Source organism: Desulfomicrobium macestii (assembly GCF_014873765.1).
Taxonomy (GTDB): Bacteria; Desulfobacterota; Desulfovibrionia; order Desulfovibrionales; family Desulfomicrobiaceae; genus Desulfomicrobium; species Desulfomicrobium macestii.
In genome coordinates this window covers 42369-57018 of sequence record NZ_JADBGG010000023.1, presented here as the reverse complement: position 1 = coordinate 57018, position 14650 = coordinate 42369, and the positions used below count along the sequence as shown (strand labels likewise).

At 57.9% G+C, this 14650-nt stretch carries 12 protein-coding genes; all 12 read left to right on the top strand.

Annotated elements, in window-relative coordinates; translation table 11 throughout:
* Positions 1 to 48: 48 nt before the first annotated feature.
* The 12 genes from H4684_RS14405 (at position 49) to H4684_RS14350 (ending at position 14620) form a co-directional block, all read left to right on the top strand.
* Positions 49 to 2217 (top strand): TonB-dependent receptor, encoded by a 2169-nt coding sequence (locus H4684_RS14405; protein ID WP_192624274.1) that lies wholly within the window; start codon positions 49 to 51, stop codon positions 2215 to 2217.
* Between the two features lie 128 nt (positions 2218 to 2345).
* Positions 2346 to 3227, top strand: a complete 882-nt coding sequence (locus H4684_RS14400; RefSeq protein ID WP_192624273.1) for a DUF4198 domain-containing protein — start codon at positions 2346 to 2348, stop codon at positions 3225 to 3227.
* Between the two features lie 193 nt (positions 3228 to 3420).
* Positions 3421 to 3891, top strand: a complete 471-nt coding sequence (locus H4684_RS14395; RefSeq protein ID WP_192624272.1) for a MarR family winged helix-turn-helix transcriptional regulator — start codon at positions 3421 to 3423, stop codon at positions 3889 to 3891.
* A gap of 54 nt (positions 3892 to 3945) precedes the next feature.
* Positions 3946 to 6576 (top strand): efflux RND transporter permease subunit, encoded by a 2631-nt coding sequence (locus H4684_RS14390; protein WP_192624271.1) that lies wholly within the window; start codon positions 3946 to 3948, stop codon positions 6574 to 6576.
* A 148-nt stretch (positions 6577 to 6724) separates the two neighbouring features.
* The gene (locus H4684_RS14385; protein ID WP_192624270.1) at positions 6725 to 7558 is read left to right on the top strand and encodes an outer membrane lipoprotein-sorting protein; all 834 of its coding nucleotides are present in this window, start codon (positions 6725 to 6727) and stop codon (positions 7556 to 7558) included.
* Positions 7555 to 8820 carry a hypothetical protein gene (locus tag H4684_RS14380; RefSeq protein WP_225940451.1) on the top strand — a complete coding sequence of 422 codons (1266 nt, stop codon included), beginning with the start codon at positions 7555 to 7557 and terminating at the stop codon, positions 8818 to 8820. Before H4684_RS14385 ends, H4684_RS14380 begins: the two co-directional genes overlap by 4 nt.
* Before the next feature lie 14 nt (positions 8821 to 8834).
* Positions 8835 to 9383, top strand: a complete 549-nt coding sequence (locus H4684_RS14375; protein WP_192624269.1) for a flavodoxin family protein — start codon at positions 8835 to 8837, stop codon at positions 9381 to 9383.
* Positions 9384 to 9423: 40 nt separating this feature from the next.
* Positions 9424 to 10005, top strand: coding sequence for a tRNA (N6-threonylcarbamoyladenosine(37)-N6)-methyltransferase TrmO (tsaA, locus tag H4684_RS14370; RefSeq protein WP_225940450.1), 582 nt, complete (start codon positions 9424 to 9426; stop codon positions 10003 to 10005).
* On the top strand, positions 9995 to 10576 hold the full coding sequence (locus H4684_RS14365) for a methyltransferase domain-containing protein (RefSeq protein WP_192624268.1): 582 nt from the start codon (positions 9995 to 9997) through the stop codon (positions 10574 to 10576). Before tsaA ends, H4684_RS14365 begins: the two co-directional genes overlap by 11 nt.
* Entirely contained in the window at positions 10543 to 11529 is a 987-nt protein-coding gene (locus H4684_RS21155; RefSeq protein ID WP_192624267.1) for a helix-turn-helix transcriptional regulator, read from the top strand. Before H4684_RS14365 ends, H4684_RS21155 begins: the two co-directional genes overlap by 34 nt.
* Positions 11530 to 11767: 238 nt before the next feature.
* Positions 11768 to 13849, top strand: a complete 2082-nt coding sequence (locus tag H4684_RS14355) for a TonB-dependent receptor (RefSeq protein ID WP_192624266.1) — start codon at positions 11768 to 11770, stop codon at positions 13847 to 13849.
* A gap of 39 nt (positions 13850 to 13888) precedes the next feature.
* Complete coding sequence (locus H4684_RS14350; protein ID WP_192624265.1) at positions 13889 to 14620, top strand: DUF4405 domain-containing protein; 732 nt, start codon at positions 13889 to 13891, stop codon at positions 14618 to 14620.
* Positions 14621 to 14650: the final 30 nt, after the last annotated feature.

Sequence of the window (14650 nt, the reverse complement as noted above, 5' to 3'; positions counted from 1 at the left end):
GGACTTGAACAATGTCAGTTCCGAAATACACCCGTACGGAGGATCACCATGTTCGAGTTCCCGTTTATAAATCCCCAGCAGACCCAGACGCCAAGCGGCTGGCCCGGCTTGGGCACACGCCTGCTACCCCTGGTCCTGGCTGCGGTACTGACCTGCTCTGGAGCCTGGGCCGGAGACACCAACTCCAGCGCGGCCAAAGAACCCGTGACCATAGAAAAAATCACGGTCACGGCCAACAAGATGGAAGAGGATCTGGTCAAGGTGCCCCAGAGCATCACCGTCATCGACGAGGTCATGCTGGAAGAAAAGGGCATCAAAAGCGTGCCTGATCTCATCCGCGAGATTCCCAACATGACGGCCAGTTCAAGCGCCCACGGCAATGCCGTCAATTTTCGTGGCCTGAACCCGTCCATGTTCACCAACAACAACCCCGTGGTCATCTACATCGACGGCGTGGCGCACAGCGGACGCGAAGGATTTGACGCTTCCCTGGCCAATGCGGAGCGAGTCGAGGTTCTGCGCGGCCCCCAGGGCACCCTGTACGGCAAGGACGCCATCGGCGCGGTCATCAACATCGTGACCAAGAAGCCGGACAACGATTGGCATGGCAAGATCGGTACCGAATACGGCAGTGAGAACCACATGAGTGGCGTTTTCAATACCAATGGAGCCCTGATCGACGACAAACTCTATCTCGGCTTGAACGGTCAGTACAGCCAGGACGACGGCTGGATAGAAAATGACAACCCCGAACGGGACGACGAGTTCAACAAGGAAGACGATCGCCGCGTCAACCTCAACCTGACCATGATGCCCACGGATAAATTCACGGCCAGGATCTCACTGACCAACGAATACACAAGAACATACGGGATCGACGGTTACGGACTGCTGGGAGGGCCGAGGCTGAGCGATTTCTCCAGAGACGATGCCGAACACGTCGACATGGACGCACGAACCAGACAAATCACGGAAAACAATGCCCAGAGCCTGGCCTTGAGCTATGATTTCGGTACCGTGAACCTGGATTCGGTGACCACGCATAAACTTCTGGAATATGACGGCACATATGACGCGGACTTCGGCAACGATCCGCTCTTCACCGGACTGACCCAGTTCGACGACACGGAGGTAGAGAACTGGAGCCAGGAACTGCGCCTGTCCAGCACCAATGACGAAGGGTTCCGCTGGGTGGCCGGCGTTTACTTCGACACCGAGACCCGCGACCAGGGCCCATACGGCATGCAGTTTCCGACGGGCTTCGGCAATTTCGAAATGAATGCCGAATCCGAGACGGACGCCACTACGCTGGCCGCCTTCGGGCAGGTCATGATCCCCTTTGCCGAACAGTTCGAGTTGACTCTGGGCGGGCGCTACCAGCGCATCGAAAAGGAAATCGACATGTCCGTGTACTACCTGCCAGTCGGCGTGTCCGGACCATCCATGTTCGACTTCAAAGCCGACAAGGCGTGGTACGCCTTCCTGCCCAAGGCGGCCTTCTCCTGGCAGTTTGCCGACGATTGGAGCACCTTTGTTTCCTACTCCAAAGGCTATATGCCCGGCGGGTTCAACTATTTTGCCCAGGCTGGCGGCGTTGAGGAAAACAGCTTTGAACCCCAAATCTCCTCCAACTACGAATGGGGCATAAAGGGCTCATTCGAACGCGCTTCCGTAGCAGCCTCCATCTTCTACATGGATATCGAAGACGTTCATGTCTACAAGGCCATCGGTACCATGTACGTCACGGACAACGCCAAGAAGGCCCACTCTCAGGGTGTTGAACTTGAAGCGACCTACCGGCCTCTGGACGGACTGGAACTGAGCACCGCCCTGGGCCTTATCGAGGCCGAATATGACGACTACGATTACGGCAGCGGCAACTATGACGGCAAGAACATCGAAATGACTCCCACCCATTCCCTGCGTGCCGGCGTGGCCTACACCCATCCGAGCGGCTTCTACGGCCGCGCCGATGTCAGGAATTTCGGCAAGCAGTATTTCTACGACGACGCCAACAAGGGTTTCGCCAAAGAGGACGGCTATACCCTGGTCGACGCCAAGATCGGTTACCGGCTCGATGACTGGGACTTCTACGTCTACGGCCGTAACCTGACCGACGAGGAGTATGTCAGCATGTTCATGTCCAACTCCATGGTCGGCCTGATCTCCTACGGCGACCCACGCTCTTTCGGTATCGGGACGACATATTACTTCTAATGAAAACGGCCGCGGACATGCCAGACGTTTCAAGCCCGGCATGACGAATGAATGATCGAGCCCTTTCACTCCCCCTCCTAAAATGGGGGGGGGCAACATCAGCCGCATAAAAACCAAGGAAACAAGGCATGAAGAAAATACTACTCGCCCTTTGCTTCACGGCCCTGCTGGCCACTTCGGCCCAGGCCCACTCCATCTGGGTCAACGTCTTTGAATCACACGCCCACGGAGCACACCACGCCATGGTTTCCCTGGGCTGGGGACACGCCCTGCCCATGGATGACATTTTAAGCTCCAAGGACGGCCATATTGCCCTGGAATCGTTTGACCTGATTGATCCGGCCATGGGCAAGACCGCCCTGCGCATGCCCGAAGCCAAACCAGCGGAAACCGTGCACAGCACGAACAGCTTCGACGTAACCGCCGCTGACATGGCCCTGCAGAAAATCGCCTTGAAGAAGGAAGCTGTCCAGGGCGTTTATCAGGTGTCCGCAGTGTCCACCCCGTCCTTCTTCACCCAGTACATCGACAAAAACGGCAAGGAACGCTTGCAGATGAAGCCGCGTGACGCCATCAAGGACATCGACAAGGTGCTCATGTCCGTCAAATACCAAGCCTTCGCCAAATCGTATCTGACCGTGGGTGCATGGACCAACCCGGCTCCCTTGGGCCACGGTCTGGAAATCATCCCCCGTACGGATTTGAGCAACCTGCATGTCGGCGATCTGGTCGAAGTGGATGTGCTCTTTTACGGCCAACCCCTGACGGTCTCGGCCAAAAGCATGGAGTTCGTCACGGCCCATTCCCAGAGCTTTGGCCAAAGCGATGGATTCACGCTGTTCTCCTATCTCATGAACGGCAAGGCTCAGTTCCGGGTGCAAAGCTCCGGCCAGTGGATGATCAACGTCAACCACAAGGATGACGTCACTGCCGACGGCCCCATGAAAGATCTCGCAGGCAAGGCCGATCAAGTCTACCACGGCGCCAGCCTGACCTTCACCGTCAAATAGCCCCTCCAAACAGCCCGGTTCGTGTCCACGCGGGCACGAACCGGCGCACCGCCGAACCTAGCGAGCAGTCCACACCCAGTCCGATTAACATTCTGCACTGTTTCCATTCACACCACGACTCTTCAGCTACAAATCATTTTTTTTTGGCGCATGCTGCTTGACAAAAATAGTTAAGCATGTTTACAAAAATTTCATGAACGACACGAACGAATTCATCCTCACCACCATCCGCCAGTTCGTGCGCGTGGCCCGCAAGTACGCCGACGCCGAAAATCTGCCCATTCCGGTTGAAGGGCACGGGGAAATCAGCACACGTGAGGCGCATATCATCGAAGCTGTCGGCGACACGCCGGAAATCAACGTCACGGCTCTGGCCAAGCGGTTCGGAGTGACCAAGAGCGCGGCCTCGCAGATGGTTTCAAGACTCGTGCAGAAAGGTTTCGTGGACAAAAGTCCGGCTCCGCACAGCAACAAGGAATTCATCCTGACCCTTACCGAACTGGGCTGGAGAGGATTCGCCGCGCACGAGCGCTTTCACGGGCAGGATCTGGCCCGTCTCAAATCTCGACTGGGTGCGTTCAGCCTATCTCAGGTAGCAACCCTGTCCGTCCTGCTCGAAGCCATTGACGATGTCATTGACAAGCGTTTGAAAGGATCTGACTGAATCCATTTTTTTTTGCACTTATTGTTAAGCAGCTTAACTTTTAACGAGGCTCCCATGTTCACACTCAAATCCCGCATCATTGAATTTTCGATCCGCCGGTATCGGTGGATCGCCGTGGCCATCACCTTGTTCACTTTGTCAACGGGCGCATTTATTCCCTGGATCACCATGGATACCGACCCGGAAAACATGCTCGAACAGAGCGCGCCGGTGCGAACCTTTCACAACGAAAGCAAGACGCGATTCGCCTTAAGCGAAACTATCGTAATTGGGGTCGTCAACGAAGGGCATCCGGACGGAGTTTTCAGCCCGGAGACACTGAGTCGCGTGTTCGAATTGACCAAATTCGCCACGTCCCTGCGCTGGGAGAATCCAGACAAACCCGGCCTGTATTCCGGCGTGATCGAGGCGGACATGATCGCGCCGTCCGTGGCAGAACACATGGCCCAGAACGGACCGGGTTCCATCCGTTTTGAGTGGCTCATGCCGCGCCCTCCGACCACGCGCGAGCAGGCCCTGGCCATCCGGGACAAGGCCCTGTCCAATCCGCTGCTCAAAGGACAGATGATCTCCGAGGACGGGAAGGCCCTGTGCCTGTATCTGCCGTTGACGGACAAGCTGCTCAGCTACAAGATTTATGAAGCACTGCAAGGCAAGATAGCGGAACTTGGCGGAGAAGAGCGGTACCACATCGCCGGATTGCCGGTGGCCGAATGCGCCATCGGCGTGGAGATGTTCACGCAGATGACCGTGGCCGCCCCACTGACCATGGCGGTCATTTTCGGACTCCTTTATTTCTTTTTCCGCAAGCCGGCATTGATCTTCCTGCCCATGATCGTAGCCACTGTGGCCGTGGTCTCGGCCCTGGGGTTGATGATCGCCTTCGGCCATCCGGTACATATCTTAAGCTCCATGCTGCCTATTTTCCTCATGCCCATCGCCATTTGCGACTCAGTACACGTCCTGTCCGACTTTTTCGAAACCTACACCCCGGCCAAAGGGCGCGGACAGACCATTCGGGAGGTGATGGGTCGCCTGTTCACCCCTATCCTCTACACATCCCTGACCACGGCCGCCGGTTTTCTGTCTTTCGTGACCACCTCCATTCCTCCGGCCAGAGTTTTCGGGGTTTTTGTCGCTCTGGGAGTCATGGTCGCCTGGGCAGCCACGGTACTGCTCATTCCCGCCTATGTCATGTTCATCCCGGAACGCGTGTTGGCCAATTTTGGCCAGGCGGCCCGGGCGCGAGAGAAAGTGTCCCGGTTGACGCGCATTCTGCACGCCACCGGCCGATTCGCACACAACCAGGCCAAGCTGGTCCTGGCCGCGATGGTCGCCCTGATCGGCGTCGCCATCTGGGGCATGACCCAGATCAACGTCAACGACAACTACGCCAAGCGGTTCAGCACAAGTCACCCCATCCGCCAGGCGGACACAGCCCTGAACAGTCATTTCGCCGGAACCTATACCGCCTATATGGTGCTTGAGGGCAAGGAAGCGGGCAGTCCGACGGAGCATGACGTCGCCCGGATCAGGGCGCACCTTCTGGAGGTGGCCGCAGGATTTGAAAACGATCCGGCCGCACCTCGAATCGCCCGCGACATCGCGGACAGCCTGCCTGCATGGGCAAACCAGTCCGAAACCATGGCAGGATTTCTGGATCTGGCCGTTCGCCAGATCGAAAACCGCCGGACCAAAATCCCGGAAGCAAAATCCGCCGTACTTGACGAACTGAAAACCGCCCTCGAACTGGAAAAAGAACGACTCAAACCTTTCAAACGTCCAGACGTACTAGAATACATGGCTGGCCTTCAGGCCCATCTGCATGGGGCCGGACTGATCGGCAAAAGCACGTCCCTGGCCGATATAGTGCGCAAGGTCCATCAGGAACTGATCGACGGCACCCCCCAGAACCACCGCGTCCCCGAAACCATCCAGGGCGTGGCCGAATGCTGCATGCAGTACCAGCAAAGTCATCGGCCGCACGACCTGTGGCATTTCGTCACCCCTGATTTCATGCAGGCCAACATCATGCTCCAGTTTCCGCGAGGCGACAGCACCCTGACCGAACAGACCGTGCGCGCGGCAAACGCCTACATCGCCACCCACCAGCCGCCGGCGGACCTGCTGGTTCGCTGGGCCGGACTGCACTACGTCAATCTCCACTTCCAAGAGACAATGTTCTGGGAAATGCTCGCCTCCTTTGGCGGATCGTTCGTCATCGTCTTTGTTATGATGGTCATCCTGTTCCGCTCCGTACTCTGGGGCTCCCTGTGCATGCTCCCCCTGACCCTGACAATCGGGGCCATCTACGGCGTGACCGGACTTGTGGGCAAGGACTACGACATGCCTGTAGCCGTCCTGAGTGCCATCAGCCTGGGCATCGCAGTGGATTTCGCCATCCATTTCCTGGAGCGGGCCCGCCAACTGCAGCGAGAAACCGGGTCTTGGGGAGCGGCCTTGCCCCATGTCTTCGGCGAACCGGCCCTGGCCATCACCCGCAACGTGCTGATCGTAGCCCTGGGCTTTCTGCCCCTCATGGTCGCCCAACTCGTGCCTTACAAGACCACGGCCGTACTGCTCTTCGGCATTCTGGCCTTTTCCGGCGTCATGACGCTTGTCGGCCTGCCAGCCGTGCTGACCGTGTGCCAACGCTGGTTATTCGGCACCACGCGGGCACGATAAGGCCACGCAGATCGAGACGGCAGCATTGTGATTCCCCTTCCTGCCAAGGAAGGGGGAGGCAGAGGGAAGGGACGGCAAACAAATTCTTACCATCTCACACCCTGATTGCGGCACCTATCGAGAAACAATGAAACAATCGGAGAAACAAATGCACGCACAGTCACTGCTTCAACGCATACTGCTGACGGCCCTCGTACTGGCAGCACCGGTCCTGCCCGCCGGGGCCGCGGACCTGGACGTGGACAACATCGTCCGCAAGGCCAATCACGCGTCCCTGTATCAGGGTCAAGACGCCACAGGACGGATTGAGCTGACCATCACGGACAGCCAAGGCCGTGTTCGCAAGCGGGAAATGGCCATGCTGCGCCGGGACGAAAACAATGACGCCGAGCAGCAGTACTACGTCTATTTCCTCGAACCCGCCGATGTGCGCAAAATGGTTTTCATGGTCCACAAACACACCGCACCCGGACAGGATGACGACCGCTGGTTGTACATGCCAAGCCTTGATCTGGTGAAACGCATCGCAGCCAGTGACAAGCGGACCAGTTTCGTGGGTTCGGACTTTCTGTACGAAGACATCTCCGGACGCGCCATCACCGAAGACAACCACGAACTGATCGGCGAAACCGATACGGAATATATCCTCGATAACGTCCCCAAGACTCCGGAATCCGTGGAGTTCAGCCACTATTTCGTGCATGTGGACAAAAAGACATTCCTTCCGATGCGCTTGCAATTCTTCCGGGAAGGAAACCGGGCTTACAGAACCATAGAAGTGACCAGGGTCGAAAACGTCCAGGCGAAGGAAAACGACCAGTCCGTCGTCTATCCCACTGTGGCCGAGTCCGTGGCCAGAAATCTGGACTCCGGCAGCGCCACGGTCATGTCTTTTTCTCGAATTGGCTACAATCAGGGTCTTCAGGCGGACCTGTTCACCGAGCGCTATCTGCGCAGACCTCCACGAGAACTCACGCGATGAAAGACAAGGCCGCTCTCGCCGCGCTGGCCTGGGTCATGCTGATCTGGGCCAACGCAGCCAACCTGCACGCGGGGGAACGCTCCCTGCTGGAACGGCTCGACACGGAAGTGCACGGCTACACGGAACTGCGCTACGGCGCGCGCCTGCAGGACGACCCCGAGGAATCCGACGCCTCGGTCATGGAAACCCGTCTGCAGATGGAAATATTGAAGACCACGGACTGGTTCGACCTCAAGTACAAGGGGGATGCCTGGGCCGATGGTGTGTCCGAACAAGGCGAATACGACACCAGGGAACTGTGGTTCTTCGCCCGCCCCCTGGACATGCTCGACGTGAAGATCGGCCGTCAGATCCTGACCTGGGGCACCGGCGATCTCGTCTTCCTGAACGACCTCTTCCCCAAGGACTGGCGGTCGTTCTTCATCGGCCGCGCCGCCGAATACCTCAAGGCCCCGTCGGACGCGATCAAGGTAGGTCTGTTCACGAACGTCTGCGACATCGACCTCGTCTACACGCCGCGTTTTGATCCGGACCGGTTTATCACCGGCGAATACGTCTCATACTGGGACGGTGATCGCCTCGCGGGCCAGGACGCAGTGGTAAACGAAGTCACGCCAAACGCCTGGTTCAAGGATGACGAGTTCGCGGCCCGCCTGTCCCGCACGTTTACAGGCTATGAACTGGCGGCCTACGGATATGATGGTTTCTGGAAAACCCCAAACGCCCGGACACGGGACGGCCAGGCGACCTTTTCCCGCTTGCGCAGCCTGGGTGCGAGCCTGCGCGGGCAGGTAGGTCAGGGCATCGGCAACACCGAATTCGCCTGGTACCAATCCCTGGACGACACGTACGGCCACGATCCGAATATCCCCAATTCGGAACTGCGCTACTTGGTGGGCTACAGCCGGGAAATCGCTCCAGAATGCACAGCCACCCTGCAATACTACGTCGAGCAGATGCTGGATTACGCAGGATACCGGGAAAATCATCACGACGGTGCACCGCGCGACGAACTGCGCCATGTGCTGACCCTGCAACTTGTCCAACTGCTCATGAACCAGAACCTCGAACTCGCCCTGTCCGCGTACTGCTGCCCCAGCGACCAGGACGCCTATCTGCGGCCAACCATCCAATACACATGCACGGATCATCTAACCCTGGAAGGCGGGGGCAACATCTTTCTGGGTGAAAGCCGAACCACTTTTTTCGGTCAATTTGAAAACAACACCAACCTCTACCTCGCTGTCCGCTACAGCTTCTGATTCACGGAGACACCATGAGAACACTTGTTTTGTACGATTCCCTGAGCGGCAACACGGAAAAAATCGCCCGCGCCATCCACGGAACAGCCCTGGAGCACGACCTGGATTCCGAACTGGTCAAGATCGACAAAAGTCTGGACCTGGACTTTTTCGATTATGATCTCGTCTTTGCCGGCTCACCGGTCATCGACTGGCTGCCAACCAAAAAGATGATGGACTTCATCATGGCCCGGATGAAGCACTACAACAGCCAGGGACTGATCAAACCGGCCTCACCCATAATTCCCGGAAAGTTCGGCGTGTGCTTCGGTACGTTCGGCGGCCCGCACATCGGCGAGCGCGAGGCCCAACCCATGACCGCGTGGCTGCGCTCCTTTCTGGAACATCTGGGATACATAGTTCTTGATTCGTGGCACGTTATCGGTCAATTTTCACACAAAGAAGACCTAAACGCATACGGACGACTCGGAAATATCCAGTACCGGCCGCATGCGGAGGATGTGCTGGAGGTCCAAAACCGTGTCACCGGCCTGCTGGCTTCGCTGGAAGCCTGGCGCCAATAAACACGACGTGGCACGCGCCGCGGCCAACAAGGAGAAAAAGATGGAAGGATCAATGGCTCGCACCGTTTTTGATGGCACCGATTTTCCGCACCTGCCCGTGCAGGCCGTGGGCATCATCCGCAATGCGGTCGCGGAACCCATACTCAAGACCGACGACCAGGGCATCTCCATGGATGCGCGCATGGAGGAAATGCACCGGCACATCCGCGAAACCAAAACCGCTGTTTCTGAAATCGTCATTCGGGAAGAGCTGATGGAACTTCTGGACGGCATTGACGATTATTCGCATCTGATCGTCCTCTACTGGGGGCACAAGGTGCCGGACCATGGACGCCTCCTGACCCGGGTTCACCCCATGGGCCGCAAGGAACTCCCGCGCGTGGGCATTTTTGGCACGCGCAGCCCGGCCCGGCCCAATCCCGTACTCATGACCACGGTGCGCCTGACCGCCCGCAGCGGCAACATCCTGCATGTCACCGGCCTCGACGCCATCGACAACAGCCCGGTCATCGACATCAAGCCCTATGTTCCAGAGCGCCAGCCCCGCGACGGAGTACGCATGCCGCAATGGATGGAGCGGATTCAAGCCGAAATCGTGGCCGGGGACGGGAATGACGCCTGAACCGCCCGGCCGACGCAGGTCCGGTCCCAGCAGTTACCAGCCCGGCATCGCCCCAGATGTTTGGAACGCTCTTGGCCTGAAGGCTGGCGATGTTTTCGTCGATCTGGGCTGTGGGCCGGGCGATTACGCCCTTGATGCGGCGAAACGGGTTGGCCCACACGGGGCGGTGCTGGCCCTGGATACCTGGAAGCGCGTCCTTGGCGAACTGCATGCGGACGCCAGGCGGGCAAACCTGACCACCATCCTGCCTGTGCGCGCGGACATCGCCGCCTCCCTGCCCGTGGCGGCGCAACGCGTGGATGCCTGCCTGCTGGCCATGGTCCTGCACATGCCCGGCCGCACGACCCATCTGGGCCTCATGCTGGACGAGGTCCGGCGCGTACTCAAACCCGGCGGGCGGCTGGGCATCCTGGAACACGCCGGGCATGTCCAACTGCCCGAAGGGCATCCGGCCCGACGCCTCACGCCGGAATGGTTCACGACCGCAGCCGAAAGTCATGGCTTTTCCCGCTTGGAATTGATGGAACTGGACGGGTCGTGGCTTCTGCTCCTCGCGGCGGCGACGCCATGACCAGACGCCTGAACTGCGCCGCGCACACTACGTCCGTGCGTATGGACGATCCTGCGGCTCAATGCACGCCGGAAATTATCCAACTTCGTCCCGGTCTGGCCATGCTGCTGATGTCCGGCGAATGTCAGACCGCCGTACACATCCCCTTTGAAATTGAATGCGCACCCGTCAGCCTTTGCTGCAATCTGACCCAGCGCCAGCGCCTCACCCTGAATCACGGCCCCGTCCGCACGGTGCTTGAACGCCCGCCCGGCCATGGTCTCTTGTCCTGGCTCCCCGAGACGCGCGGAGTGACGGAAATTGCCCCCGGTCCCATTCGCGGAGTGTCCGTGCATTTTTCCCTGCCCGCGTTTCGAGAGCTCTTTGGGACGACGAACCCGGCCTTTGTTGACACCCACGTCCCAGACTGCTCCGTCAGCCGTTGCGGCCTGCTCCGGCAGACCGCCATGACCGCGCAATCACGACTGGTCATGGAACACATCCTGTCCTGCCCTTTTCGCGATGCCATGCGGCGCGTATATCTTGAAGCCAAGGCCCTTGAGCTATTCACCATACTTCTAGCCGAACTGGGGCCGCACCCCACAGCCGAAGCAGCACTTTCCCTCCGGGAACAGGAGATGATACGCGCGGCCCATGCCCTGCTTCTTGCGCGTTTGGAGAACCCGCCCGGCCTGGAGGATCTGGCCCGCACAACCGGACTGAACCGCAACAAGCTCAACCAAGGTTTCAAAGAAATTTACGGTGCCACGGCCTTCGCCCTGTTGCGTGACGCGCGGCTCTGCAGGGCCCGAGACCTGCTCCGAAAAACCGAAACTAATCTGAGCGAAATAGCCCTGGCCGTGGGCTATAACAGTCAGGCCAACTTCACCACAGCCTACCGCCGCCGCTTTGGCCACACTCCGGCCACAATCCGCCGCCAAAAAGCGGTCCATCCAATCCCCTCCGCCCGTTAAACGCTGGCGCAGCCGCCATCAGGCCCCTGGCGTTTCGACGCAATCATGTCCTGCGGCCCGCAACAAAAAACGTGCGGGCCGCAAAATACATTCCTTTGCTCCGTGCATAAAAGGACCCCAAGAGTTTGAGGCTGCATATTTAATTATTCAACAAATATTAATAATATTTATTATTTTCAAATATTTATAACAATTATAACCGCGCAAAACAAATTTAAAAATTTGGAGGATCAAACAGATGCGCAACAACTCAGCCATGGCCCTTTTATTATGCGTACTCTGGCTTTTTCTGGGAGGTGAGGCATTCTGCGAACAAAACTCCACCGGCCAAGCGAACCACTTGGGCACAATCACCGTGACCGCTCAAAAAAAGGAGGAAAACCCGCAATCCGTGCCCATCAGCATGGACGCCTTTTCCGAATACCAGCTCCAGGACGCGGGCATCGACAATGCCATGGCCCTGACCGGATTCGCATCAAACCTGCATCTGCACCGGCACAACGCGTTTCAGAATCTGATCGTCATACGGGGCATTTCCACCTCCCAGGCATCGCTCTATTCCCCGGCCGGATTCTATGTGGATGACATCTGCTATCCGTCCCAGTTCATGCCCAATCTGGATCTTTACGACATCGAGCGGGCCGAAGTCCTCAAGGGACCGCAAGGCACGCTATACGGCCGCAACACCGAATCCGGGGTGGTCAACATCGTCACCAGGCAACCCGATGACGAAATCCGGGCCAAGGTTCTGACCGAGTATTCCAGCTTCAACACCGTGCGAACCGGGGCTAGTGTGAGCGGTCCGGTTCTGGAAGACCGCCTCTTTCTTGGTGCGGCCGGACAATTCAAGTCCTCCGACGGTTTCATGGACAATCAGGCCGACGGATCCGAGCCCGACCAGCAGCATTTAAACGGACGAGGTACCCTGCGATGGACCCCGACTTCCCGTTGGGACATTTCCCTCATCGCAGAAGGCATGTGCCTGGACGACCATTCAGGGGGACACCGGGTTCTGGACGGACCCCAGGCAACAGATTTCCTGGATTTCTCCAGCGACGAGAACCAAGCCTATACGGAATACGGCAATTCCCAAGTCCTTCGGGCCAGGCATAAAGGCCACGGATACGAAGTTGTCTCCATCTCCACCCTGATGGCCAAGCATTTTGACAAACTGAACGACGCGGACATGACCGCAGCCCAGGCCCGACGGCGCTACAACAAAATGAATCTTTCCACCCGCCAGTACAGTCAGGAAATCCGCGTCTCCTCAGACAAAGACGGCGCGCTGCAATGGCTGGTCGGCCTGCACGGATTTGCCGACAACACGAAAACCGATTTTTCCTTCATCAATGCAGTCACAGGCAAAACACTCATGAATCCGGTCGCGGACATCGACGTCTATGGATTGGCCCTCTTCGGACAGGCGACCTGGACACCCGTGGACAAATTGCACCTGACTGCCGGTCTGCGTCTGGATCACCAGCAAATGGATGGAACTGTGGAGGATTTCACCAAGGCCACGACCTGCTCGGACGACCTCACCTATAATGAAATCCTGCCCAAGGCCGTCATAGCCTATGATGTCACGCCCGAGGCCATGACCTATCTGTCAGTGTCCAAAGGCTACATGACGGGTGGCTACAACTTCGCCATGACACCCAAACCGGATACCCTGACCTTTGATCCCGAGTATTCCTGGAATTACGAACTGGGTCTGAAAACGCAGTGGCTTGGCGGCCGATTGCTGGCCAACGCAGCCCTTTTCTACATCGACATTACCGACAAGCAGGTCATGGAGTATGACCGCAGCACCCTGTCCAAAACCATCACCAACGCGGCCAAGGCCCATTCCCAGGGCGTGGAGGTACAACTTCAGGCTAAACCGGCTCCGGGCTGGGATTTCTTCGGAAGCGCCGGCTACAACGAATCGCGTTTCGACGACTTCACCGCCACGCAGTGGAACCAGACCCAGACCGCCCTGATCGAAAAGGACTATTCGGACAATTTCCTGCCCAACGCGCCTCGCTACACCTACAGTCTCGGCGCACAATACCGGTCCGAAAACGGCCTTTTTGCCCGCGCCGATTTGCTTGGTTCCGGACGCTTCCATGGCGATGAGGAGAACCTGACTACCCAAGAGGCCTACCGCACCGTCAACCTGCGCTTGGGCTACGAACTGGACAATTGGAGCTTGTACCTATGGGGGAAAAACATTTTCGACGAGGAATACTGCACTTTCATCTCCCCGTTCGAGGACACGACAGTCTGCCTGGACGGTGAACCACGCACCGTCGGCGTCACACTGATCTGGAATTTTTGACGCTTCACACCACAACCCACAGCAAGGTGAATCAAAGACATGAAAAAACTACGAGCAACCACGTCCCTTGTCCTGCTCTTTTCCGGCATCGTACTCCTGATCAGCAGCATCATATTGTTAGTCGCGCCCCCAACCCACGTGGGACATTTTTCTCCTTGGCGCATGATCGGACTCGGCCGATGCCAATGGAATCTCGTGCATATCATGAGCGGACTGCTCTTCGTCCTGGCCAGCCTCGTCCATGCCTGGCTCAACTGGAACCCGGTCCGGGCCTATCTCAGCCGGAAAGACAGCGCGACGCCATTCCGTTGGCCCGTCGTGGCGGCCGCCGTGCTTACCGCCTACATCTGCGCCGGAAGCCTGGCCGGTCTGCCGCCCATGCGTCAGTTCGTAGATGGACTTAGGCTTATCAAAGGCATGCATGTGCGTGACTACGGCGTGCCCCCCTACGGTTTTACCGAACAGGCGGAACTGCGGGAAGTGATCAGATTCATGGGATGGAAAGAAGAACTGTGCCTGGCCATGCTGAAAAAAAATGGTCTGTCGGTCAATTCCACCAACGACTCCCTTGCCGCAATCGCCAACCACAACGGCCTGCGCATCGGAGCCCTACTTGATGCCATGCACGAAGCCCGAAGCAATTCATCTGTTGGCAGTATCGGAGAAAAGACGTTGAGCACTCCGACCACGTTGTCCGGCTCGAAAAGCATATTGAAGTCCGTGGCCCCGACATCCCCGCTGAATCGGCCCGTGGCTGTGAGCGGTTCCTGACTGCCAGAACACAAAGGACCCTAATCCGCC